The 22,567-nt window shown below is 48.3% G+C and carries 23 protein-coding genes; 14 read left to right on the top strand and 9 right to left on the bottom strand.

What is annotated here, in order from left to right:
- Nucleotides 1-32: 32 nt before the first annotated feature.
- The 4 genes from CWE22_RS03355 to queF all read right to left on the bottom strand — a co-directional run bounded on the left by CWE22_RS03355 (nt 33) and on the right by queF (nt 3,725).
- Entirely contained in the window at nt 33-1,037 is a 1,005-nt protein-coding gene (locus tag CWE22_RS03355; protein WP_169929966.1) for an isocitrate dehydrogenase, read from the bottom strand.
- A gap of 88 nt (nt 1,038-1,125) precedes the next feature.
- Nucleotides 1,126-1,497: a DUF3192 domain-containing protein gene (locus CWE22_RS03350; RefSeq protein WP_169929965.1), complete on the bottom strand. Its 372-nt coding sequence runs from the start codon at nt 1,495-1,497 to the stop codon at nt 1,126-1,128.
- Between the two features lie 21 nt (nt 1,498-1,518).
- Nucleotides 1,519-2,874, bottom strand: a complete 1,356-nt coding sequence (gene ppnN / locus CWE22_RS03345) for a nucleotide 5'-monophosphate nucleosidase PpnN (RefSeq protein WP_169929964.1) — start codon at nt 2,872-2,874, stop codon at nt 1,519-1,521.
- 20 nt (nt 2,875-2,894) lie between these two features.
- The gene (gene queF, locus CWE22_RS03340; protein ID WP_169929963.1) at nt 2,895-3,725 is read right to left on the bottom strand and encodes an NADPH-dependent 7-cyano-7-deazaguanine reductase QueF; all 831 of its coding nucleotides are present in this window, start codon (nt 3,723-3,725) and stop codon (nt 2,895-2,897) included.
- A 174-nt stretch (nt 3,726-3,899) separates the two neighbouring features.
- Here queF and syd point away from each other — a divergent pair, with 174 nt between their 5' ends.
- The 3 genes from syd (at nt 3,900) to CWE22_RS03325 (ending at nt 5,531) form a co-directional block, all read left to right on the top strand.
- Nucleotides 3,900-4,469 carry a SecY-interacting protein gene (gene syd, locus CWE22_RS03335; protein WP_169929962.1) on the top strand — a complete coding sequence of 190 codons (570 nt, stop codon included), beginning with the start codon at nt 3,900-3,902 and terminating at the stop codon, nt 4,467-4,469.
- A 65-nt stretch (nt 4,470-4,534) separates the two neighbouring features.
- The gene (locus tag CWE22_RS03330; RefSeq protein ID WP_244595945.1) at nt 4,535-5,212 is read left to right on the top strand and encodes a GNAT family N-acetyltransferase; all 678 of its coding nucleotides are present in this window, start codon (nt 4,535-4,537) and stop codon (nt 5,210-5,212) included.
- Nucleotides 5,202-5,531, top strand: a complete 330-nt coding sequence (locus tag CWE22_RS03325; RefSeq protein WP_169929960.1) for an Mpo1-like protein — start codon at nt 5,202-5,204, stop codon at nt 5,529-5,531. Before CWE22_RS03330 ends, CWE22_RS03325 begins: the two co-directional genes overlap by 11 nt.
- Here CWE22_RS03325 and CWE22_RS03320 read toward each other — a convergent pair.
- Both CWE22_RS03320 and CWE22_RS03315 read right to left on the bottom strand, forming a co-directional pair.
- The gene (locus tag CWE22_RS03320; RefSeq protein ID WP_244595944.1) at nt 5,521-5,829 is read right to left on the bottom strand and encodes a DUF3301 domain-containing protein; all 309 of its coding nucleotides are present in this window, start codon (nt 5,827-5,829) and stop codon (nt 5,521-5,523) included. The genes CWE22_RS03325 and CWE22_RS03320 overlap by 11 nt on opposite strands.
- Nucleotides 5,819-6,898: a DUF3549 family protein gene (locus CWE22_RS03315; protein WP_169929958.1), complete on the bottom strand. Its 1,080-nt coding sequence runs from the start codon at nt 6,896-6,898 to the stop codon at nt 5,819-5,821. Before CWE22_RS03315 ends, CWE22_RS03320 begins: the two co-directional genes overlap by 11 nt.
- A gap of 73 nt (nt 6,899-6,971) precedes the next feature.
- Here CWE22_RS03315 and CWE22_RS03310 point away from each other — a divergent pair, with 73 nt between their 5' ends.
- Nucleotides 6,972-7,316 (top strand): YqcC family protein, encoded by a 345-nt coding sequence (locus CWE22_RS03310; protein ID WP_169929957.1) that lies wholly within the window; start codon nt 6,972-6,974, stop codon nt 7,314-7,316.
- A gap of 22 nt (nt 7,317-7,338) precedes the next feature.
- Nucleotides 7,339-8,055 (top strand): tRNA pseudouridine(65) synthase TruC, encoded by a 717-nt coding sequence (truC, locus tag CWE22_RS03305; protein WP_169929956.1) that lies wholly within the window; start codon nt 7,339-7,341, stop codon nt 8,053-8,055.
- Nucleotides 8,056-8,064: 9 nt separating this feature from the next.
- On the opposite strand, the gene dapD is transcribed toward truC, so the two are convergent.
- The 3 genes from dapD to map are packed head-to-tail and all read right to left on the bottom strand — an operon-like array spanning nt 8,065 to nt 12,328.
- On the bottom strand, nt 8,065-8,889 hold the full coding sequence (dapD, locus tag CWE22_RS03300) for a 2,3,4,5-tetrahydropyridine-2,6-dicarboxylate N-succinyltransferase (RefSeq protein WP_169929955.1): 825 nt from the start codon (nt 8,887-8,889) through the stop codon (nt 8,065-8,067).
- A gap of 19 nt (nt 8,890-8,908) precedes the next feature.
- The gene (gene glnD / locus CWE22_RS03295) at nt 8,909-11,536 is read right to left on the bottom strand and encodes a [protein-PII] uridylyltransferase (protein WP_169929954.1); all 2,628 of its coding nucleotides are present in this window, start codon (nt 11,534-11,536) and stop codon (nt 8,909-8,911) included.
- A complete protein-coding gene (map, locus tag CWE22_RS03290) occupies nt 11,537-12,328 on the bottom strand; it encodes a type I methionyl aminopeptidase (protein WP_169929953.1) in 792 nt (263 codons plus the stop codon). It abuts the gene before it with no gap.
- 354 nt (nt 12,329-12,682) lie between these two features.
- Here map and rpsB point away from each other — a divergent pair, with 354 nt between their 5' ends.
- The 9 genes from rpsB (at nt 12,683) to bamA (ending at nt 22,555) form a co-directional block, all read left to right on the top strand.
- On the top strand, nt 12,683-13,411 hold the full coding sequence (gene rpsB / locus CWE22_RS03285; protein WP_169929952.1) for a 30S ribosomal protein S2: 729 nt from the start codon (nt 12,683-12,685) through the stop codon (nt 13,409-13,411).
- A 26-nt stretch (nt 13,412-13,437) separates the two neighbouring features.
- Entirely contained in the window at nt 13,438-14,316 is an 879-nt protein-coding gene (gene tsf, locus CWE22_RS03280) for a translation elongation factor Ts (RefSeq protein WP_169929951.1), read from the top strand.
- 110 nt (nt 14,317-14,426) lie between these two features.
- Complete coding sequence (gene pyrH / locus CWE22_RS03275; protein WP_169929950.1) at nt 14,427-15,161, top strand: UMP kinase; 735 nt, start codon at nt 14,427-14,429, stop codon at nt 15,159-15,161.
- Between the two features lie 78 nt (nt 15,162-15,239).
- Entirely contained in the window at nt 15,240-15,761 is a 522-nt protein-coding gene (gene frr, locus CWE22_RS03270) for a ribosome recycling factor (RefSeq protein ID WP_420821043.1), read from the top strand.
- Between the two features lie 80 nt (nt 15,762-15,841).
- Nucleotides 15,842-16,615, top strand: coding sequence for a polyprenyl diphosphate synthase (gene uppS, locus CWE22_RS03265; RefSeq protein ID WP_169929948.1), 774 nt, complete (start codon nt 15,842-15,844; stop codon nt 16,613-16,615).
- Nucleotides 16,596-17,480, top strand: coding sequence for a phosphatidate cytidylyltransferase (locus tag CWE22_RS03260; protein WP_244595943.1), 885 nt, complete (start codon nt 16,596-16,598; stop codon nt 17,478-17,480). The genes uppS and CWE22_RS03260 overlap by 20 nt, the downstream gene beginning before the upstream one ends.
- 8 nt (nt 17,481-17,488) lie before the next feature.
- A complete protein-coding gene (gene ispC / locus CWE22_RS03255) occupies nt 17,489-18,685 on the top strand; it encodes a 1-deoxy-D-xylulose-5-phosphate reductoisomerase (protein ID WP_169929947.1) in 1,197 nt (398 codons plus the stop codon).
- Nucleotides 18,679-20,034, top strand: a complete 1,356-nt coding sequence (gene rseP / locus CWE22_RS03250; RefSeq protein WP_169929946.1) for a sigma E protease regulator RseP — start codon at nt 18,679-18,681, stop codon at nt 20,032-20,034. The genes ispC and rseP overlap by 7 nt, the downstream gene beginning before the upstream one ends.
- A gap of 37 nt (nt 20,035-20,071) precedes the next feature.
- A complete protein-coding gene (bamA, locus tag CWE22_RS03245; protein ID WP_169929945.1) occupies nt 20,072-22,555 on the top strand; it encodes an outer membrane protein assembly factor BamA in 2,484 nt (827 codons plus the stop codon).
- The last annotated feature ends 12 nt before the right edge of the window (nt 22,556-22,567 follow it).

Genomic DNA, 22,567 nt, shown 5'->3' with positions numbered 1-22,567 from the left:
CGCCGACCAGCCTTTTTTATGATGGACTCGGGTTACAGGCGATCGATAATCGCTTGCGTGAAATCGGTTGTGCCATGTTGACCACCTAAATCACGGGTCGTGCGATCACCGCTCGCAATGACATCAACGATTGCTGCACGAATACGTTTCGCCTGTTCTGGCATCTCCAAATACTCAAGCATTTGAATTGCGCCCAGTAACAAAGCGGTTGGGTTCGCCAAGTTTTGCCCAGCAATGTCAGGAGCTGAGCCATGCACTGCTTCAAAAATTGCAGAGCTCTCGCCAATATTCGCGCCTGGAGCCATGCCTAAGCCGCCGACCAAACCCGCACACAAGTCAGACAAAATATCACCGAACAGGTTGGTGGTTACAATCACATCAAACTGCTCTGGATTCATAACCAGTTTCATACAGACTGCATCAACAATCATTTCGTCGAACTGAATGTCTGGATAATCGGCTGCAACAGCGCGAGCAGTTTTGAGGAATAGTCCTGACGTTGACTTGAGAATATTCGCTTTGTGCACAGCCGTGACTTTTTTACGGCCTTCGCGTCGTGCCAATTCAAAAGCAAACCGTACGATGCGTTCGGAACCCAAGCGCGTGATACGGCTGATTGCTTCTGCTTCACTACCATCCTCGCTGACTCGCTGACCTAAACCTGAGTACATGCCCTCAGTGTTTTCGCGAATGGTAATAATATCGATGTCTTCATAACGCGCCTTCGTTCCTTTAAAAGAAAGGACTGGGCGCACGTTGGCATACAAATTAAATTGCTTGCGTAAGCTGACGTTGATTGAGGTAAAGCCTTCGCCCACGGGCGTTGTTAAAGGACCTTTGAGCGTTGCACGATTGCGTGCAATCGCATCTAACGTCGTTTGCGGTAGTAACTCGCCAGTCGTCTCTAATGCCGCGAGACCTGCATCCGCAAATTCGTAAGTAAAATCACAGCCAGCGTGATCAAGAACTTTCAGTGTGGCGTCGACAATGTCGGGGCCAATGCCGTCACCTGGAATGACTGTAATGGTCGTGCTCATGAGATTTTTTCCTAACCTGAAGACAACACATACCGGGCGGTATGCTTAGGTGCGCGGAGTATAGCAAATGAGGTGCTCACGCACCTCATTAAAAAGATTGATATTCGCTATAAGCATCTGCACCCCAAGCAATGAGTAAATCATCTTTGAAGAGCAGCGGTGTACATTCATCGCGGGTTGTAATGCCATCTGACTTGACGTGATGGGTCCGATAAAACAGCACCAACACTTCGCTATCACTGGTGGCCTTAGCCTCGCTAAAATCGGGGGAACCGAGTAACCGGATCACGTCCCCTTTGGCGGTGCCCAGATCAAGGCGACCGATTTGCTTGAGATTAAAGGTTTCGCGTTCTTGCCAACTCAGACTTTCCGGATCTGCTTCAAAAAAGAAGACCGTTGCAGCAATTGCTGCAACGTAGATTCCGAATCCGATAATGACAATCTTTAACATTTTAGGCATGGTGAACTCGCTTTCTGCCGTTTAGTCTGTCACGACTCGATAACAAGGGTGGTAAACACTGCCCGGCAATTTCATTCGGCCTTGCTCGACAAAAGCACGCAAGAGCACATCTAATTTGCGCATCATATCGCGCTCGCCATGAATTTCAAATGGTCCATGCTGACGAATGGCACGGATGCCTTCATCTTTTACGTTACCTGCAACAATCGACGAAAATGCGCGGCGTAAGTCAGCCGCCAGCGCTTGTGGTGCTTGGTCTTTGTGAAGATTTAAATTCCTTACACGTTCATGAGTCGGTACAAATGGGCGTTGGAAAGCCTCATCAATGTGCAGCGTCCAATTAAAGCTGTATGAGTCACCAGTTTCTCGACGGTATTCTTTCACTTCAGTGACGCCTTGTTTCATGGCAGTCGCTACGGCAGCAGGGTCATCAATAATAATGCTGTAGAACTTCTGTGCTTCTGCACCTAAGGTATCCAGTACGAAAGCGTCGATAGCCTCAAAGTAACCGCGGCTGGATTGCGGTCCAGTTAAAATCAGCGGCAGTTTTTGTTTCGCATTATCCGGGTGCATTAAAATACCCAAAATATACAGCATTTCTTCTGCTGTTCCTGCACCGCCAGGGAAAATCACAATCCCGTGTGCACAGCGAACAAAGGCTTCTAAGCGCTTCTCGATATCTGGCAAAATCACCAATTCATTGACGATTGGATTTGGCGGTTCTGCGGCAATGATACCCGGTTCGGTGAAGCCTAAATAACGACCGTCGGCAATACGTTGTTTGGCGTGGCCAATGGTTGCGCCTTTCATAGGTCCTTTCATAGCTCCAGGACCACAACCCGTACAAATATTCAGGTGACGTAGACCTAAGTGATAGCCCACTTCTTTGGTATATTTGTATTCAATTTCATTGATTGAGTGACCACCCCAACACACCACGATATTCGGGTCGAGATTAGGTTGAATGACCTGCGCGTTGCGCAATATATCGAATACGACATGCGTCAACGTATGGGTATCCGCTGAGTCTAGTGTTTGTGCATTATAACGCTCACCAGTGAAGAGAATGTCACGCAGTACGGCCTCGACGAGCTCCTGCATACCAACAATCAACTTGCCGTCGACAAAAGCTTCAGCCGGTGGATTGATTAGCTCTAGTTGAACACCGCGCTCACATTTAAGGACATTTACATCAAAGTCTTTATATTTATCAAAAATTTCTTCGCTACTATCGGTGTTACTACCAGCGTTCAAAACGGCTAAACAACAATTGCGAAACAGACGATACAACTGCTCATCACTCGATTGTTGTAAACGGGAAATTTCGAGTTGCGACAGCAAACTCATACTGCCGCGAGGAGAAATAGTTATTTTCATTCTTTGTTCTTATCCTTGTATTACTGCCGCACCAGTCTTTGTTGACGTGGTGCCGTTTCAAAATCTGAGCGGAATGGATTGATATCCAAACCGCCGCGACGCGTGTAGCGGGCGTAGACGGTCAGCTGTTCAATTTGCAACTGTTGTTTCATGTCTACGAAAATTCGCTCCACGCATTGTTCATGGAATTCATTATGGTTTCGAAATGAGACTATGTATTGCAATAGCGCTGCATAGTCGACTTGTTGTCCTCGATAGCGAATCAGGACAGATCCCCAATCGGGTTGATTGGTGATAAGACAATTCGACTTCAGGAGATGACTGTGCAACGTTTCCTCAACAATTGTGCCCGAATTTACCGAGCGCAGCAATTGCGGCTCGTAGTGATACTGCTGAATAGCGACATCGACGTGATCAATACAAAGTCCCGGCAAATCGCTAAAACCAGCTGTACTGGCTGTTTTGAGGTCCAGCAGTTGAACTTTAACGGTTGCGCCTGCGCAGTCAGAGAGATCGTGCTCGAGCTGCTTTTGCACTTGCTGCCACGAATCCCAACGACTTTCATTAAAACTATTGAGATAGAGCTTAAAGCTTTTCGACTCAATGAGATTTGGACTTACAATTGGCACCTGACATTCAACAATAGCCACTTGCGGTAAACCACGTTGATTCAACCATGACATTTCATAGGCATTCCAATAATCCACACCTGTAAACGGTAATTGCTCAGCATTGAGGCCCAAAGGCTCACGGTTAAGCTGTCGAGGCACCGCTTGTAGCAGAGTTGCATCGTAATGGTCTGGATACTGAGTCGGCTGTCCTAAAGACAAATGGCCGAGAGGGTTTGTCATGGTGTTCCTTAAATCGCACGAACGGTTGCTTGTTGGTTATTCAAGTCATGTTTGAAGCGTTTTATGCTAGGCTAAACGCAGCCGAATATTGTAACGGTGTCCGGAATGAGATGCTAGTTGATTTGGACATCATCCAGAGCATAGTAACCATAAGTAGTAACGAGGGAATTCAGGATGTCGATCACGACTGCTCTTGATGCGTTAATAGACCGCTATGTCGGTCTGTACGCTGAACACAATAAACCACTACTGGTGGAGCGCCAAGACGACTGGGATGCGCCGATTTACCGCGAGCCATGGGATCATGATCCTGATTATGTGATCTGGCAGCCGGTGCAGCAGACCCATCCACTGAATTTTAAGGATTTGGCGGCAGCACTAGAAATGCCATTTCAGTCCGATTTTGCGGACTATTATTCACGCTGGTTTGCGGGCGATCTTGCGGTGGACTGGAATCACCATCCACTGCAATTGTTACATATTCACTGCACTGAAGATGGCGAGCGATTATTAGCGAACTGTGCAGGCCATATTTTGATGAAGCGACGATTGAAACAGCCACCAACACTCTTCATTGGGCTTGCGGAAGAGGCCGACGACCTACTGCTGACCGTTGACAATGAAACGGGTGTGGTTGGATTGGAATGGGTTGGGCAGGAGCAACATGAAGTGCTAGCAGACTCGCTCGAGACATTTATACAGGAAGTAACACCGCGGTTGCAAAGCATCGGCGAGGAATCATGAAAAGCCATCGCATTTTGGACACAAATCGGGCATTCTGAGATGACATGAAAACATCGGGACACACAATGACAACAACATCTCCCGCTGCGTTAGACACAGCACAACTTTCGTATTTGGTGGCAGAAGATCTCAAAATAGCTGCTTCACTGTTGTACCAAGCTTATTTCGACGATCCTTTGTTCATGGAACTGTTTCAAGCGGATAAAGCTGATTATGAGAAACGCCTGCGGGCTGCTATTCGTGAAGAGCTCGCTGCTTTTTGGGAAGCCGCTCAGCCTATGGTTGGCGTGTTTGATGGCGAGAGTCTCGTGGGTGTGGCCTGTTTAACTCGTCCTGGGAAAAGCTTTGGTCCAGGTCGCTATTGGCATTGGCGCCTCAAAATGTTGCTCACGGCCGGTTATGTCTCAACGCGTCAATTACTTGAAAAAGAAGCGTTGATTCAAGCAGCAATGCCAGAGAATGATTATCATATGCTGGCGTTTATAGCGGTTCATCCGCGCTATCAACAACAGGGCTGGGGTGACGTTCTAGTGCGCGCGGCGCGGCAACTGCTCGAGGAAGATAAAACCTCAGCTGGCATAGCCGTCTATATTACCCAATCACACTACTTGCCATTGTTTGAACAGCATGGTTATAGAAAAGTCACCTCGGTGCGAGTAGGCTCTATAGTGGGTGAATTGTTATTCGCTGAAAGAGAATCAGCGGCAACAGCGGCGAACGAGGAGAATACGCATGGCATTTAAGAACTTTGCAGAATTCTACCCCTACTACTTGGCTGAACATTCGAATCCGCGATGTCGGGCTCTGCATTACATTGGTAGCACGTTGGTGTTGCTCATTATTGCTTATGCGCTGTGGACGCAGAATTGGTGGTCTTTGTTGTGGGTCCCGGTGGCGGGATACGGTTTTGCCTGGCTGGGTCATTTTGGCTTCGAACATAATAAGCCCGCAACATTTAAATATCCGGCTTATTCATTGGCGGCCGACTGGGTCATGTATAAAGATTTTTGGGTGCGCTGCTGCCGACGTTTGTTCGGCTCGTCAACCAGTTCTACTCAGTAGGGAGTCGATAGGGAGGTGTGGAGACGCGTTGAAGGCTCAGGTTTAACAGCGTTATCTCACCCTCATAACGGCTCTCACCATCACTCGAAAAGCCAAAATTGTAGCGACTTTGCCAACCCATCCGCCGACCCCAGCGATGTGGTCGGCTGGCTTGCCAGGCTAAATCTAAAAATTGCAGTCCTTCTTGCTGACAGTAGCGCCGGGCATGCTGTTGCGCTGCCTCGGCCTGTCGACGCCCCTGCCAAAACAAGTAGCCGCCAAAACATAAACCCAATAAGAGAATGACATCAGCGAGCATCAGTGACTCCGGCAATGAACTCCTGCCAAGCCGATTGCACAGCGGTTGGCAGGTCATGGCGTTGCAACAACATCAGTACATAGGGACGAACACTGGGTAAGCGCAATAAATCGGTCATTAATGCATTAAACAGCGGCTGTTGTTGTAGCTGTGCAAGGGCATGGATATAGCGGTATAAGCGCGACTGATCCGGTTGTTGCGACGCGGTTTGGTCAATCAACGTCGACCAAAAACGTAGCCCAATCAAGACCAGTTGGTCTGCATCTGGGTGTTGCAAGATATGATCAATCAGGTCGGCGGTAGCGGATTGCTGTGACTGACTGGCAAGCGCTCGCAAGCGATAAAGACAGTCAACGCGATGCAAGTCTGGGGCTGCCAGAGAGAGCAAATCCTGTGTAAAAGCTTCAGCCAGTGTACCGGGTAAACAGTGATGCTCTAGTGCCTCGGCGAGCGCTTTCTGCATGGCCGCAGGGTAGCGACTAAAATGCTTCGCTATCGCCGTGCTGGTCAGCGGATCTTGATTCAAACGAGCCGCCACATCATGCAAACCTTGCAGACCTATGTTGTGCCACAGTTCTGGTTCGGCTGAACGTAATTGCTCCTGAGCGAGTTCAAAGTGAATAGACGGAGCCCGTTGATGACGCACCGACAACTGCGCATAAAGCGCGGCGCGCTGTGTTTCCGTTGGCGTAAACAAATAAGGGGATTGCTGCAGTTCTTGCTCTTGTTGCGCGTTTAATGCGCCGGTGATTTGTTGTCCCAATAATGTCAATACACTGGCAACGAATGCTTGCTGAGCAGCCAAGCTGATTAATCCACGCTCATCGATTGGAAATTTCAGAAACCAGAGAAAATGTTCCGCAGCGGCATGCTTTGCATCCCAAAACTCGATCGCCAGCCAAGCGTGGTTCTGGAAAGGGTATGGATGTGCTTGTCGTTGCATGCAGATAGATTGAAAGTCGGCTTCAGTAATGGCTTCTAATCGACGACCGCAATCGTAGACATGGTAAGCACTACCGCTTTGTTCCAGTAGGTCAGGGAGGAGTGAAAGATGGTCTGTTTGGCTCATTAAACTTGCAACATGGATGATTTTCTTGAAAGATGTGCGGCATTATAACGATTAACGGGTCGTGGAGGTAGTCATGGACCAGCGTCAACGTGCAGCTCGATTATTGGAGCGAATTGAAGCCGAATTAAATAGTCTCGGCCTCTGGCAAAGTCATTTTCCACCAGCACAGGCATTGGCGAGTGATCAGCCTTTTGCGATGGATACGCTCGATTTCCATCAGTGGCTTCAATTTGTCATGGTACCACGCATGTGGGACCTGGTAGATGGTGAACACCCATTACCAGCAAATATTGCGGTCAGCCCGATGGCAACTCATGTCTATCGTGATCGACTCGAACATCACGAAGGACTGATCGACAGTTTACGCGAGTTCGATATTCTCCTCAGTGGTGCGGATCCCTTGGCCGAAGATTGTTAATCACAGTGCGAATGAATCCATTATGAAGCCAGAACTTGAGGTACTCTTTCATGACGAGTACCTGATCGCGATTGATAAACCTAGTGGCTTACTCGTTCATCGCAGTTGGTTAGCGCGAGAAGCAACGGAATTTGCGTTGCAGCGCGTTCGTGATCAAATTGGCCAGCGCGTGTATCCGGTCCATCGTTTGGATCGTCCTACTTCTGGCATCTTACTTTTTGCAAAAGACTCAGAGACCGCGCGATTGCTCACCGAGCAATTTACAGAGCGGCTCGTGCAGAAGCGCTATCATGCGGTAGTGCGAGGGTACTTGGGCGACGGCGAACTGGATTATCCATTGCGAGAAGAACTCGATAAAATTGCCGATGCACAGGCCGATCCAGACAAAGGCCCACAAGCAGCCGTAACGCGATATCGTTGTGTCAAGCAAATCGAGCTACCGTTTGCGGTGAGCAAAAAGCACTCAACATCACGTTATTCGTTAATGGAAATCGAACCGCTCACCGGTCGCAAACACCAAATTCGTCGGCATATGTCGCACTTGCGGCATCCAATCATCGGCGATACTAATCATGGTGATGGTCGCCACAATCGCTTTTTTCGTGAGCATTTTTCAATACAACGCTTGCTGCTAGCCGCAACACAGTTAAGTTTTCGACACCCGCACAGTGAGGAACCGATTGTCATTACTCAGCCGATTCCTACTGATTTTCTGCGGGTATTTGACGCAACTAGCTAATGTAACTCGCTAGTCAACGCTGCGGAGCAGGGCGTTGATACCAACCTTTTCACGAGTTTTTGCATCGACTTTTTTGACAATGATGGCAGCATACAAGCTGTACTTACCATCAGCAGAAGGCAAATTTCCGGGTACGACAACAGCCCCAGCAGGCACTCGCCCGTAACTAATGGTACCGGTTTCACGGTCATAGATACGCGTACTTTGACCAATATAGACGCCCATCGAAATCACGGCACCGGTCTCAACGATGACGCCTTCGACAATTTCCGAGCGAGCGCCAATAAAGCAATTGTCTTCAATAATGGTTGGGTTGGCTTGCAAGGGTTCTAATACACCACCGATACCAACGCCACCTGACAAATGCACGTTTTTACCAATTTGGGCACAAGAACCCACGGTCGCCCAGGTGTCGACCATTGTTCCCTCATCTACGAACGCCCCGATATTGACGTAAGAGGGCATTAATACGACGTTGCGGCCGATAAAGGCACCTTTGCGCACCATAGCTGGCGGTACAACACGCATTCCCTCGGCACGAAATTGCTTATCGTCGTAGCCCGCAAACTTACTGTCCACTTTATCGAAGAAGCGCGTTTCACCGCCATTCATCAGGTGGTTATCTTGGGTGCGAAACGATAACAACACGGCTTTCTTTAACCATTGGTGAACATGCCATTCACCGTCAATTTTCTCAGCGACGCGACGCTCTCCCGAGTCAATACTGTGAATGACCTCTTCAATATCGTTGCGAAGCTTGCTGCTTACCGTTTTTGGATTAATCTCGGCGCGATTTTCAAAAGCAATTTCAATACGTTGTTGTAAGTCAGTCATGACGTTTCCTTTTACTTCTTCAGGCGTCTTCAAGAGCAGCAATGATTTGCTGCCGTAATTCGTTCTGCTGCTCAGCATTCAATGCTTCGTGGCGGCGGGTGGTGACAATAAATAAATCTTCGGCTTGTTCGCCGACCGTCGAAATTTTAGCGGTAAGAATGTTGAGATCCAACCGCTGCAACACTCGTGCAACTCGAGCAACTAAGCCAGGGCGATCGAGCGCGATCAGTTCGAAGGCAGTGCGATGCTTGTTTTTAGTCGGCACAAACTCGATTTTGGTGGTGACCGTAAAACTACGTAACCTGCGTGGGAGTCGGCGTTGCACGCTGGGAACAGGTTGCCGACTGCGCAAGACGTCGTGGAGCTGTTGTTTGAGTGACTCGATGTGACGCGCATCGGTCAATGGCTGTCCATTCTGCTGCAACACCACAAAAGTATCCATGACATAACCGTCTCGTGTCGCCAAAATTTGCGCATCGTGAATAGATAGATTCTGTCCTTCCAATACAGCGGCAATAGCAGCAAACAGATAATCTTGTTCATGGTGATAGACAAACAGTTCGGTTGTGCCTTGATTACTCTCATCACCGACCAAAATCAGAGGTAATTGTTCATCACTTTCGACTCTGGCAATGTATTGTGTATGCCACGCAATTTGCTCAGGGCGATGCCGTAAAAAATAATCCGCGGTAAATCGTCCCCACAACACTTCGATGGTGGTAGCGGTATAACCCGCACTGAGCAACAAAGCCATAGCATGCGCTTGATGTTCGTGAATGCGTTGGCGCATTTCGCGTGCTGCAGAAGGGATGTCGGTTTGTGAGGCGCGAGCAAAAAAAGCAGCGGTTGCATGGTACAAATTCTCGAGCAACGTTGCTTTCCAGTTATTCCATAAGGTGCTGTTAGTGGCGCGAATATCGGCCACCGTCAAGCAATAGAGGTAATCCAGTCGTTCTTGTGTTTGTACGGTTTCAGCAAATTCGCGAACCACCTCAGGATCATGAATGTCACGTTTTTGTGCGGTTACCGACATGAACAAATGATGGCGGACGAGCCATGCAACCAATTCCGTCGCATGCTCGGGTAAGCCATGTAACTCAGCAAAATGACGCACGTCTTGCTCACCCAACTCACTATGATCACCGCCACGACCTTTAGCAATGTCGTGGAAAATGCCCGCAATATAAAGCCATTCAGGATGGTCCATCGCGCTAACCAATTGCGAGCATAGCGGGAAATCTTCGGTTTTATCCGGCAACGTGTATCGATACAAATTCCGCACGAGACGGAAGGTATGCTCGTCGACTGTATACGCGTGAAATAGGTCAAACTGCATTTGCCCGACAATTTGTGCCCATTGCGGAAGATAGTGAGCCAAAATTCGATGTTCGTGCAACAATTGAAACGCAAGACCACAACCTTTCGGCAATGCCAGCAACTCGAGGAAGAGCTGTCGACATTGAGGCTGACTACATAATGGCTGCTGCAACCGTTGCCGTGCGGAGCGTAATAACCGAATGGTATGGGCTTGAATGGTTTCAATCGCATCATCACGAGCAACATGCAAAAACAGTTGTAAGAGTGCTTCATCACGATCGAACACACGATCATGTCGAGCAGCAATGCAGTTGTTATACGAGTAAAAGTTTGAATCTAAATTGCGTGTTGCTGTGCTTTGATCTGCGCCTAAAATAGCCTGATCAAAAAATTGGAGGAGCATAGCGTTTAATTCGCGGACTGCTGCAACCGCGTTAAAGTAATCTTTCATCAGGGCTTCGACAGCTGTTTTACCGGTATTGCCATAGCCCATGCGTTGCGCGACACCCACTTGAAAATCAAACAAGAGTCGATCTTCTTTCTTGCCTGCTTCCAAGTGAAGGGCGAACCGAATCCGCCACAGAAAACGCTGTTGTTCCCTTAATTCAAGTAACTCCGCTGCGGTGATAAAACCAAACTGTACCAAGCTCTCTTCACTTTGTGTTTGAAAATGTCGTTTGGCAATCCAGCCGATGGTTTGGATATCACGCAGGCCACCGGGGCTGCTTTTGATGTTCGGCTCCAGATTATAAGAGGTCCCATGAAACTGTTGGTGACGCTGTTGTTGCTCGTCTTGTTTGGCTTGATAGAAAGCCCTACTGCTCCACGGAAACTGATGGAAGGTATCCTGTTGCAACGCCGCCGCCAGTTCGGTATCGCCGCTAATATAGCGTTGTTCTAGGAGGCTCGTCGCGACAGTGACTTCTGCCTCCGCTTGCTCCCGACAATCAGCAAGGGTGCGAACGCTGTGTCCAACATCCAACCGCACATCCCATAAAAACTGAATAAAGTTGGCTATTTTTTCTTTGATGGCATTCGGTAAGGGGTGCTGATGTACAAAGAGTAAGTCGATGTCGGAACCCGGGTGCAAGGTCCCTCTACCGAAACCACCTACGGCAATCAACGCGAGGCCTTGATCTGGGAATTGACATTGCTGCCAAAGCGTCTGCAACAAACTATCAACGAACTCACTTCGCGCCACCAGTAAGGATTCGATATCGGCGGTGATAAATGCTTCTGCCGCCCACAATTGCTGCGCTTCGAGCTGCTGCCGACTTTCTGCGAGTGTTAACGGTCGCTGCCACGATGGCGCGAAAGTCGGGTTCATCATTTACGCATCCAAATGCCGTATGACTCGCGGCAAATCTTCTTCATCACGCAATGTCAGAACTTCCACACCGTCTTCAGTAATCAGCAAAGTGTGTTCCCATTGTGCACTCAGGTTGCGGTCTTTGGTTAGCACTGTCCAACCGTCGCGCATCAGTTTGGTATGTCGTTTACCCGCATTGACCATGGGCTCGATGGTGAAACACATGCCAGCTTCTAAAATATCTCCTGTACCGGGTGTGCCATAATGCAGAATTTGCGGATCTTCATGAAACACAGCTCCAATACCATGCCCACAGTATTCGCGCACAATCGAGTAACCGTGACTTTCAGCATGCTGTTGAATCACTGCCGCAAAATCACCGGTTCGAATACCCGGCTTCAGCATCTTTATAGCCTGATACAGACTTTCTTGGGTCACGCGAATCAACCGTTCGGCAAGAATACTGGGCTGACCGACCACAAACATTTTCGAGGTATCGCCATGATAGCCATCGAGTTTTACAGTGACATCAACATTCATAATGTCACCGTTCTTCAAAGGCTTTTCATTAGGGATGCCGTGGCAAACCACATGGTTTAACGAGGTACAAATAGACTTGGGAAAGCCATGATAATTGAGTGGAGCAGGGTAGGCTCCAGCCGCGATAATGTAGTCATGACAAATTTTATCAAGTTCAGCGGTGGTTACTCCCGCTTGAATATGCGGTTCAATCATTTCGAGAACGCTGGCGGCTAGCTTACCTGCAGCGCGCATTTTCTCAATTTCGTCAGCTGTTTTAATAGTAATTGGCATGTTCTTCGCTAAAACCTTTCATGATGTCTGCGTCAAATGAGCAGAGAGCAACCGGAGTCGCAGAGGACTCTGAGAGCATAGGAAAACGATAATTAAAAAAGAACCAATATTTTAGCAGCTTGCAGACGCCGCGAAAAGCGCAAAAACAAGCACTTCCACTTGCAGTTCGATCAGTTTTCATGGTATAAAGCGCCCGCAATTTCGATTGCAACACATGAACTTAAAAACACACACATACATCGACACATGGTTCGGGGTGCTTGATTCAGCGGTGTAGGCTTGCAAAGCCACGCGCAAAATCGGGTCGAAGCATGGGATGTATGGAGGCATAACCCCTACATTAGGAAAAAGATTATGGCAAACGTTTCTATGCGTGACATGCTGAAGGCCGGTGTGCACTTCGGTCACCAAACCCGTTTCTGGAACCCAAAAATGAAGCCTTTCATTTTCGGTGCACGAAACAAGATCCACATCATCAACCTCGAAAAAACTGTACCTATGTTCAACGATTCGTTGAATTTCCTGCAACACGTTGCATCGAACAAGGGCAAAGTTTTATTCGTAGGTACTAAACGCGCTGCGGCTGAATCTGTTCAAGAAGCTGCTGTGAATTGTAAGCAGTTCTACGTCAATCACCGCTGGTTAGGTGGTATGTTGACGAACTGGAAAACAGTTCGCCAGTCAATCAAGCGTTTGAAAGAATTAGAAACTCAGAGCCAAGACGGCACCTTCGAAAAGCTGACCAAGAAAGAAGCGTTGGTTAACACTCGCGAAATGGCGAAGCTTGAGAAGAGCCTCGGCGGTATCAAGGATATGGCTGGTTTACCAGACGTATTGTTTGTTATCGACGCTGATCACGAACACATTGCGATTAAAGAAGCTAACAACCTTGGCATCCCAGTAATCGCTGTTGTCGATACCAACTCCAACCCAGATGGTGTTGACTATGTTATCCCTGGTAACGACGATGCTATTCGTGCAGTTCAGTTGTATTTGAATGCAGCTGCAAGCGCTATCAACGAAGCTCGTGGTCCAGCAATGGACAGCAAAGACGATTTCGTTGCAGCGGAAGAAACTGAGTAAGTCATCGAATTATAGAGGACAGACACATGGCAATTACAGCAGCTCTGGTTAAAGAACTGCGCGAGCGCACTGGCGCTGGCATGATGGATTGTAAGAAAGCACTGGAAGAAACTGCGGGTGATATCGACGCGGCAATCGAATTGATGCGTAAAAGCGGTCAAGCGAAAGCAGCGAAGAAAGCAGGTCGCGTAGCAGCTGAAGGTGTTATTTTAACCAAAACCGAGGGTAATACCGGTACTTTGGTTGAATTGAACTGTGAAACGGATTTCGTTGCACGTGATGAAAACTTCTTAAGTTTTGGTGAGAAAGTCATCAATGCTGCGTTTGCGAACAAAGAAGTGGACGTTGAAAAGTTAAAAGCCACTGACTTAGGCGGTGCTACCGTCGAAGAGACGCGTGAAACTTTAGTTGCGAAAATCGGTGAGAACATGAACGTTCGTCGTGTGATAACTGTTTCCGGTGGTGACATCGTAGAAAGTTATGTCCATGGCGGTCGTATCGGTGTTTTGGTGGCACTGACGAATGGTGACGGCGAATTAGCTAGAGACGTTGCTATGCACGTTGCTGCAAGCGCACCACAGTTCGTGAAGCCTGAAGACGTTTCTGCAGAAGTTGTAGACAATGAGCGTCGTATTCAGTTGGATATCGCTATGCAAAGCGGTAAGCCACAAGAAATCGCTGAGAAAATGGTTGAAGGTCGGATGCGTAAGTTCACGGGTGAAATCAGTTTGACTGGTCAAGCCTTTGTGAAAGATCCGAGCATCACTGTTGGTGATTTGCTGAAGTCGAAAGGCGCTGATGTCATCACTTTCGTTCGTTTCGAAGTCGGTGAAGGTATTGAGAAAAAAGCTGAAGATTTTGCTGCTGAAGTTCAAGCGCAAATGGCTGCAGCGAAAAAGGCTTAATGCCCATGTCGAAAACGTCGACATACAGTTAAAAAAACCGCATCTTGCTTCGCAGGATGCGGTTTTTTTTCAGGTAAAATATGAGTAGCTAAGGACAACGGAGAAACACAATGAACGCCAGTAGCAAACCAGTTTATCGTCGCATCCTGTTAAAGCTCAGTGGTGAAGCACTGATGGGTGACGAGCCGTTTGGAATTGACGCCAAGGTGTTGGACCGCATGGCAGAAGAAATAAAGGAACTCGTTGAACTGGGTGTGCAAGTCGGTTTGGTGATTGGTGGTGGGAATTTGTTTCGCGGTGAGGGTCTTGCAAAAGCAGGCATGAATCGGGTTGTTGGCGACCATATGGGTATGTTGGCAACGGTAATGAATGGCTTGGCGATGCGAGACGCTTTACATCGTGCCTTTGTGAATGCTCGACTGATGTCGGCAATTGAACTGAACGGTGTTTGCGATAGTTATAATTGGGCTGACGCAATCAGTCTGTTAAAATCTGGTCGTGTGGTGATCTTCTGTGCCGGCACGGGGAACCCGTTCTTTACGACCGATTCAGCGGCCTGTTTGCGCGGTATCGAAATTGAAGCTGAGTTGGTGTTAAAAGGCACGAAGGTCGATGGGGTGTATTCGGCGGATCCAAATCGTGACCCGGATGCACAACTCTATCATCAAATCAGTTATAATGAAGTCCTCGAAAAGCAGTTAAAGGTGATGGATTTGGCTGCGTTCACTTTAGCACGCGATCACAATTTACCGATCCGCGTGTTTAATATGAATAAAACAGGCGTTTTGCGCGCAATTATCATGGGTGAAAACGAAGGCACCTTGATTACCAATAGCGCTGAATAAGCTCCTAGCAACCAGTCGAGCTCAACCGAAAAGGGAACTATTGTGATTAACGAAATTAAACAAGATGCAAAATCGCGGATGGAAAAAAGCGTTGAGTCTCTGCGAGCGCAGATGGCAAAAGTGCGCACTGGACGTGCCCACCCGAGCTTGCTCGATAGCGTCATGGTCAATTACTACGGCACCGACACACCATTACGTCAACTCGCTAATATTACCGTGGAAGATTCGCGGACTTTAGCATTGACTGTGTTTGACAAGTCGGCCAACCAAGCGGTTGAGAAAGCCATCATGACTTCAGATCTCGGTTTGAACCCGGCTGCGGCTGGCAACGTGATTCGTGTGCCGCTCCCAGCGTTAACCGAAGAGCGCCGTCGTGACCTCGTGAAAGTGGTTCGTGCTGAGGCCGAACAAGGTCGTGTTGCGGTGCGAAATATTCGTCGTGACGCAAATGCTGATTTAAAAGAACTTCAAAAAGAAAAAGAAATCTCAGAAGATGAAGAGCGGCGCGCGACGGATGAAATTCAGAAATTGACCGATTTGTATATTGGCAAGATTGATGAATTGTTGAGCGAAAAAGAAAAGGATCTGATGGAAGTCTAAGCCGCAGGGCGAACACTCCATTGGTACTGGACGCCGTGTCAGGTATACTCGCACGGCGTTTTTCATATACGGCAGAAGCAATGAGTACAGAGGAAGTGACACAAATTCGCATGCCACGGCATGTCGCAATTATCATGGATGGTAATGGCCGTTGGGCGGAGCAGCGCGGCAAACGTCGTACTGCTGGACACAAGGCTGGAGCTGAGGCTGTCCGTAAGGCCGTCACTTTTGCTCGACAGAAGGGCATTGAGAGCCTCACGTTGTTCGCTTTTAGCAGTGAGAATTGGCAACGTCCCGAGCAAGAAGTGTCTGTGCTCATGGAGCTATTTTTTAGTGTGTTACAACGTGAAGTGAAAAAGCTGCATAAACATGATGTGAAATTCTGCATCATCGGAGAAATCTCTGCGTTTTCGCCGAGGCTGCAAGAACGCATCAAAATTGCAGAAGAACTGACAGCCAACAATCGCTCATTGACTTTGAATATTGCAGCTAACTATGGTGGGCGTTGGGATTTAACGCAAGCCGCTCAGCGTTTGGCCAAACGTTGCGAAAGTGGCGACCTGAAAGCTGCGGACATTACCGAGAATATGCTGGCGGAGCAACTGTGTTTAGCCGGACAGCCGACACCGGATCTGTTGATTCGCACTGGTGGTGAGCAGCGCATCAGTAATTTTTTGTTGTGGCAATTAGCCTATGCAGAACTTTATTTTAGTAAAGTATTATGGCCAGATTTTGACGAACAAGAATTTGCAGTCGCGATAGCGGATTTTAGCTGTCGTGAAAGACGCTTCGGCATGACCAGCGCACAACTGCAACAGGCCATATTGGCTACCGATGTCACAACCGGGGACTAATTTGTTAAAACAACGACTATTAACAGCAATTGTACTTATTCCGCTGGCTTTGTACGCGGTATTCGGTCTTGAACTTGAATGGTTTGCGGCGGCCGTATTGGTCCTGATGACGGCGGGTGCGTGGGAATGGTCGCCGTTAATGGGGCTCCGTCGGACGCTCAGTAAAATTGCGTACACCGTGTCGGTTGCCGTATTGCTCGGCGTACTGATGTATTTGGTTCCCTTGCATCACATTTGGGTTGACGGTGAGTTGGCGCCAGTCATGTTGTGGGTCATTGTCGCTGGCTGTGTGTGGTGGTTGATCGCCCTAGGTTTAGTTATTCAATATCCCAATAGTCGCCGCTGGTGGTCAAAAACCCGCTCGATTGTAGGGCTTTTTGGTTACTTGACCTTGATTCCCGCGTGGGCAGGGTTAGTGGCAGTACGCTCGCTAAATTATGCTGAAAATCCCTTGTTTGGTGGTTTCGCGGTACTCTTCATTTTGTTGTTGGTCTGGGCTGCGGATGTGGGTGCTTTTTTCGCCGGCGTTCGCTATGGTCGAAACAAGTTGATGCCATCGGTAAGCCCCGGCAAAACCATGGAAGGTCTGTGCGGCGGTATCACCCTCGCGTTTGTGGTGATGATGGTGGTCGCGCATTGGGTCAAGATTCCTGCAGAGCAGTTCAGCGGTTATTATTTAACCGGTCTACTGACCGTAGTTGCGTCAGTGTTTGGCGATTTAAATGAAAGTATGTTTAAACGCTGTGCTGGAGTGAAAGACTCCGGTTCCTTATTACCGGGTCATGGTGGCATTCTTGATCGTATTGACAGCCTCACCGCTGCACTCCCCGTATTCACGCTGAGTTATTTGTGGTTATTAGCTTGAGCACTGCTATGTTCGAACCTCAAACGTTAACGATTCTTGGTGCCACTGGTTCCATAGGGCTAAATACGTTAGCGGTGGCAGCCCAGCACCCAGAGCGCTTTCAGTTGTATGCAGTGACTGCACACTCAAATGTGACTGCCATGGAACAGATTTGTCGTGAACATAAACCTCGCATTGCCGTGATGGCGGACGTACACGCAGCGGCTGACTTAAAAGTCCGGATTGCGGATACATCTGTGCAAGTACTCAGCGGTCAACAAGCATTAGCGGACGTGGCTGCCGCGGCTGATATGACGATGGCGGCTATTGTTGGCGCCGCTGGATTGATGCCAACGATGGCAGCAGTAATGGCTGGTAAGCGTGTATTACTTGCCAATAAAGAAGCGTTGGTAATGTCTGGCCAACTGTTTATGAATGCAGTGGTTGAGCATGGTGCCATTTTGCTTCCTATCGACAGCGAGCATAATGCGATATTTCAGTGTCTACCGGTTGCCGCACAATTGTCACTTGGTGATCAATCATTGACTACCGCGGGCATCAGTAAAATTATTTTGACTGGTTCAGGCGGTCCGTTTCGAGAACTACCATTGGCTGACTTGGCGCACCAATCGCCACAAGCTGCTTGTGCGCATCCGAATTGGAGTATGGGGCAGAAGATCTCGGTCGATTCTGCCACAATGTTGAATAAAGGCTTGGAGTATATCGAGGCGCGCTGGTTGTTTAACTGTCAGCAACACGAACTGGATGTACTGTTACACCCACAAAGTATTATTCACTCGATGGTTCGCTACACAGACGGTTCGGTGCTTGCACAAATGGGCGAGCCCGATATGCGAACGCCGATCGCCTATGGTTTGAGTTATCCGGATAGAATAGTCAGTGGCGTCAAAGCGCTGGACTTTGAACAGGTGGGGGCGCTGACGTTCTGCAAACCAGACCCAGAGCGATACCCTTGTTTACAGCTCGCTCAAGATGCGTGTTGGCAAGGACAATGGGCGACGACCAGTTTAAATGCAGCGAATGAAGTGGCAGTCGCCGCATTTCTGAATCAACGCATTCGATTCACGGCTATCGCCGACGTTTGTGCTGAGGTGGTTGGGCGAATTGAGGCGCAGGAATTGAACTCGTTTGAAGCGATCTTGTCTGTAGACCATCAGGCGCGACACTATGCCGAGGAAATCGTGGAGAAGTACGCTGTATGTTAAGTTTGCTGTGGACACTTGCTGCGTTTGTGGTGACCCTAGGTATTTTGGTCACGATTCATGAATTCGGACATTACTGGGTTGCTAGACGCTGTGGGGTAAAGGTTTTGACCTTCTCAGTTGGGTTTGGCAAACCATTGTGGTCGCGGCAAGCGCAAGATGGCACTGTCTATCAAGTTGGAGTCATTCCTCTGGGTGGCTATGTGCGGATGTTGGATGCGCGAGTCGACGAAGTCAGTGCATCGGACTATCCCGTCAGCTTTAACGCGCAATCCGTCAGTAAACGTGCAGCGATTGTTGCTGCCGGGCCTATAGCAAACTTTCTTCTCGCAATACTGGTGTTATGGCTTATGTATGTCATCGGCGTACCATCAGTGAAACCCATTGTAGGTTCGGTGACGCCACAATCGATTGCAGCACAGGCCGAGATTCAAACGCCCGCGGAAATCATTGCTATCAATGACCGGATTACTCGAGATTGGCAAGCGGTCAATTTAGCTCTCGCTGCCGAGTTAGGTAACGACAAAGTCACCGTCCGGCTCCGAGATGACAATAATCGTGTGCAAGACGTTCAATTAGCTATTACCAATTGGCGTTTAAGTGAAGAACAACAGCCCACATTCTTGCAGTTAGGGCTGGAGCCATTCCGGCCACAACCGACTTTGACTATTGCCTATGTTGCGGATGATTCACCAGCGCAGCGAGCCGGGTTCCAGTCGGGAGATAAAATTTTAGCGATAGATGGAACTCCACAGGCCGAATGGTCTCAAACGCTTGAAGCTATTGTTTCGGCACCAGCTGAGACAAAGTTATTTACGGTGGAACGTAATGGTCGCCAGGAAGATTTGTTAGTCAAATTGGGACAACGTTCTATTGATGGACAAGAGCGTGGGTATTTGGGGGTTGAAGCGGAAGGAACTCGCTATCCCGACGAATACCGATTTGTGCATGAGTATGGTGTGATTGATGCCATAGGCGCTGGGGCGAAACAAACCTGGGAGCTCATGGAGTTGAGTGTCGCCATGCTAGGTAAGCTGCTTACTGGAACAGTGTCAGTGAGTAATCTCAGTGGTCCGGTTGCGATTGCTGAAGGGGCTGGAGTTTCAGCCAGTTACGGATTGGTTTACTTTTTAGGGTTTCTCGCGTTAATCAGTGTTAATCTCGGTATCATTAATCTGTTACCATTACCCGTTCTAGATGGTGGTCATTTAGTTTTTCTCGCTGTTGAGGGTATTCGAGGTAAAGCAGTTTCTGAACGTGTTCAGGATATTGCGTTTCGCATCGGTGGTGCACTGATATTTGCGTTAATGGCTATCGCAATCAGCAACGATATATTGCGATTGACCGCTTGAAACATTACGTCCAACAAACAAAATTAAGTAGCACAGAATGACGTTGAAAGAGCTGTTCTTAGCCGCCCTTGTTGCAGGGGCTGCATTGCCAGCGCATAGCGCTGAAGAATTCGTAGTAGAAGACATTCGTGTACGTGGCCTCCAGCGAGTAGCTTTAGGTGCGGCATTAACATACATTCCGGTTCGCGTCGGCGATACGGTGTCTGAGTCCGTGGTTCGTGACAGTATCCGCTCTCTTTATTCCTCGACGCATTTCAATAATATTGTGGTGCGTCGTGAAGGTGGCACGCTCATCTTCGAGGTGAGCGAGCGTCCAACCATCAGTGCCATTGAATTTGATGGTAATAAAGATATCAAAGACGAACAGTTGGTTGAAAGTCTAACCGACCAAGGCATTGTCGAAGGTGAGCCACTCGACCTCACCACGGTATCGACTATCGAAACTGGACTTGAGGACTTTTATCACAGTATTGGTAAATATAATGCCAATATTGACGTCAACGTGGTGAATTTACCGCGTAATAGGGTGCGTGTTGAAATTGACTTCGAAGAAGGCGACTCTGCTGAAATCCAACAAATCAACATTGTCGGCAATAAAGCGTTCAGTGATGAACAGATCTTAGCCGGGCTCGAACTGAAAGATGAGCTACCGTGGTGGAATTTGTTGGGTGAAACGCGCTACCAAAAGCAGCAGTTGAGTGGCGATTTAGAAACTCTCGAATCGTTTTATAAAGATCGCGGTTATTTGACGTTCGCAATTGAGTCGGTGCAAGTATCGATGACGCCTGATCGGCGTGGTGTCTATGTCACCATAAACGTGCGTGAGGGTGAAATCTTTAAAGTTCGCGATACTCGCGTGATTGGTGAGTTGCGTGGCCAAGACGAAGTTGTAAAACGCCTAGTAAAAATAGAACCGGGCGAGCAGTATAGTGCTGCAACAGTGACGTATCTTGAAGACTTAGTGGCGCGTGTATACGGTCGTTATGGCTATGCGTACCCAGAAGTCCGTGCCATTCCAGAAATTGATGAAGAAACCAATGAAGTCGATTTGGTGTTCTCGGTCAACCCAGGCAAGCGGGTCTACGTAAATCGAATCAACTTTCGCGGCAACGTTACCACCATGGATGAAGTGCTGCGTCGTGAAATGCGTCAGTTAGAGGGCGCACCATTGAACGAGGATGCGATCGAGCAAGGTAAAGTTCGACTTGAGCGACTCGGTTTCTTTGAGACGGTAGAATCAAGCACGCAGCGTGTAGACGGTCGCGACGATTTAGTAAATGTCGATTTTACAGTAAAGGAGCAGCCGTCCGGCTCATTCAACTTCATGTTTGGCTACGGCGATTATTCAGGGCTACAAATTGGCGCTGGTGTATCACAAGAAAACTTCTTGGGTACGGGTAATCGAGCTGGTATTAACATTAATACTAACCGTTTCAATCGCAACCTGCAGTTGACCTATACGGACCGCTACTTCACTAAAGACGGAGTAAGCCTGTCTGGTCAACTCTATCTGACTGAGTTCGACGCTGGAAATTTGGATAACTTTATTCGCTACAACCAACGCAAATACGGTATCGGTAGCACTATTGCATTTCCAATTAATGAAATCAGTAGTTTCAATTTTGGCTTGATGTATCGCAACGAAGAAGTCACCAATGTTGAAGGTTATGAGCAAATTCGGAATTTCTATCAGCCGTATATTGATGAACGTGACCCGAACTCAGGCGTTTCATTTGATATTTTTGAGGCGACTGCTGGTTGGCAGCGAGTCACATTAAACCGTGGTGTATTTCCAACTGCTGGTACTCAAAATCGACTGAATGTCGGTGTGACGTTGCCCAATAGTGACGTGAACTTCTTTAATGTTAACTATGAATTCAAGCATTATTGGCCGCTCACGCAGAGCCAAGACTATGTCCTGTTAACGCGGTTGAGCGCAGGCTACGGTAATGGTTATGGAGAGGATGATAATGGTAATGAATACCTGTATCCGTTCTATGAAAACTTCCGCTTGGGTGGTAACGATACACTGCGCGGATTCGAAGCGAACACTGTAGGTCCAAAAGCGGTATTCCGCTACCCAGATTCCATCGGTGGTGTGCCGGGGTACAATGGTATCCCGAGTGATCTGCCGGCTGGACCGGGAGCTGATACTTTAGCAGTGAGTCAGTTTTCCGTTGGTGGTAACGCCATGGTATCGGGTGGCTTTGAGTTAATCTTCCCGACCCCTTTAGTGAAAGAAGAAGCGAAGAATACAGTTCGTACCAGCTTTTACGTGGACGTGGGGTCAGTATGGGATACCGAGTTCGATTACGATACCTATCAAAACCTTGAGTTATTGGCGAATTCGTTCCCGTTACGTGACTTCAGCTCACCCAGTGACTATCGCGTTTCTGCAGGTATCGCGATACAGTGGTTATCCCCAATGGGACCATTGACGTTAGCATTTGGCCGACCATTGAAGAGCGCGGACGAAGATAGAACGCAAGTATTTACCTTTAACTTTGGTACCACATTTTAAAATAGCAGCATA

The sequence above is a fragment of the Pseudidiomarina aestuarii genome (assembly GCF_003987355.1).
Classification (GTDB): domain Bacteria; phylum Pseudomonadota; class Gammaproteobacteria; order Enterobacterales; family Alteromonadaceae; genus Pseudidiomarina; species Pseudidiomarina aestuarii.
This window is presented reverse-complemented; position numbering and strand designations above follow the sequence as displayed.

What these genes read in the sequence shown, in the direction of transcription:
- CWE22_RS03260 (WP_244595943.1), top strand. Translation starts at nt 16,596, where the DNA reads ATGTCACAACCGGGGACTAATTTGTTAAAACAACGACTATTAACAGCA.
- uppS (WP_169929948.1), top strand. Translation starts at nt 15,842, where the DNA reads ATGAGTACAGAGGAAGTGACACAAATTCGCATGCCACGGCATGTCGCA.
- truC (WP_169929956.1), top strand. Translation starts at nt 7,339, where the DNA reads ATGAAGCCAGAACTTGAGGTACTCTTTCATGACGAGTACCTGATCGCG.
- glnD (WP_169929954.1), bottom strand. Translation starts at nt 11,536, where the DNA reads ATGATGAACCCGACTTTCGCGCCATCGTGGCAGCGACCGTTAACACTC.
- frr (WP_420821043.1), top strand. Translation starts at nt 15,240, where the DNA reads ATGGAAAAAAGCGTTGAGTCTCTGCGAGCGCAGATGGCAAAAGTGCGC.
- CWE22_RS03330 (WP_244595945.1), top strand. Translation starts at nt 4,535, where the DNA reads ATGACAACAACATCTCCCGCTGCGTTAGACACAGCACAACTTTCGTAT.
- CWE22_RS03350 (WP_169929965.1), bottom strand. Translation starts at nt 1,497, where the DNA reads ATGCCTAAAATGTTAAAGATTGTCATTATCGGATTCGGAATCTACGTT.
- tsf (WP_169929951.1), top strand. Translation starts at nt 13,438, where the DNA reads ATGGCAATTACAGCAGCTCTGGTTAAAGAACTGCGCGAGCGCACTGGC.
- CWE22_RS03310 (WP_169929957.1), top strand. Translation starts at nt 6,972, where the DNA reads ATGGACCAGCGTCAACGTGCAGCTCGATTATTGGAGCGAATTGAAGCC.
- ispC (WP_169929947.1), top strand. Translation starts at nt 17,489, where the DNA reads ATGTTCGAACCTCAAACGTTAACGATTCTTGGTGCCACTGGTTCCATA.
- ppnN (WP_169929964.1), bottom strand. Translation starts at nt 2,874, where the DNA reads ATGAAAATAACTATTTCTCCTCGCGGCAGTATGAGTTTGCTGTCGCAA.
- CWE22_RS03325 (WP_169929960.1), top strand. Translation starts at nt 5,202, where the DNA reads ATGGCATTTAAGAACTTTGCAGAATTCTACCCCTACTACTTGGCTGAA.
- CWE22_RS03320 (WP_244595944.1), bottom strand. Translation starts at nt 5,829, where the DNA reads ATGCTCGCTGATGTCATTCTCTTATTGGGTTTATGTTTTGGCGGCTAC.
- dapD (WP_169929955.1), bottom strand. Translation starts at nt 8,889, where the DNA reads ATGACTGACTTACAACAACGTATTGAAATTGCTTTTGAAAATCGCGCC.
- map (WP_169929953.1), bottom strand. Translation starts at nt 12,328, where the DNA reads ATGCCAATTACTATTAAAACAGCTGACGAAATTGAGAAAATGCGCGCT.
- CWE22_RS03355 (WP_169929966.1), bottom strand. Translation starts at nt 1,037, where the DNA reads ATGAGCACGACCATTACAGTCATTCCAGGTGACGGCATTGGCCCCGAC.
- CWE22_RS03315 (WP_169929958.1), bottom strand. Translation starts at nt 6,898, where the DNA reads ATGAGCCAAACAGACCATCTTTCACTCCTCCCTGACCTACTGGAACAA.
- syd (WP_169929962.1), top strand. Translation starts at nt 3,900, where the DNA reads ATGTCGATCACGACTGCTCTTGATGCGTTAATAGACCGCTATGTCGGT.
- rpsB (WP_169929952.1), top strand. Translation starts at nt 12,683, where the DNA reads ATGGCAAACGTTTCTATGCGTGACATGCTGAAGGCCGGTGTGCACTTC.
- rseP (WP_169929946.1), top strand. Translation starts at nt 18,679, where the DNA reads ATGTTAAGTTTGCTGTGGACACTTGCTGCGTTTGTGGTGACCCTAGGT.
- bamA (WP_169929945.1), top strand. Translation starts at nt 20,072, where the DNA reads ATGACGTTGAAAGAGCTGTTCTTAGCCGCCCTTGTTGCAGGGGCTGCA.
- queF (WP_169929963.1), bottom strand. Translation starts at nt 3,725, where the DNA reads ATGACAAACCCTCTCGGCCATTTGTCTTTAGGACAGCCGACTCAGTAT.
- pyrH (WP_169929950.1), top strand. Translation starts at nt 14,427, where the DNA reads ATGAACGCCAGTAGCAAACCAGTTTATCGTCGCATCCTGTTAAAGCTC.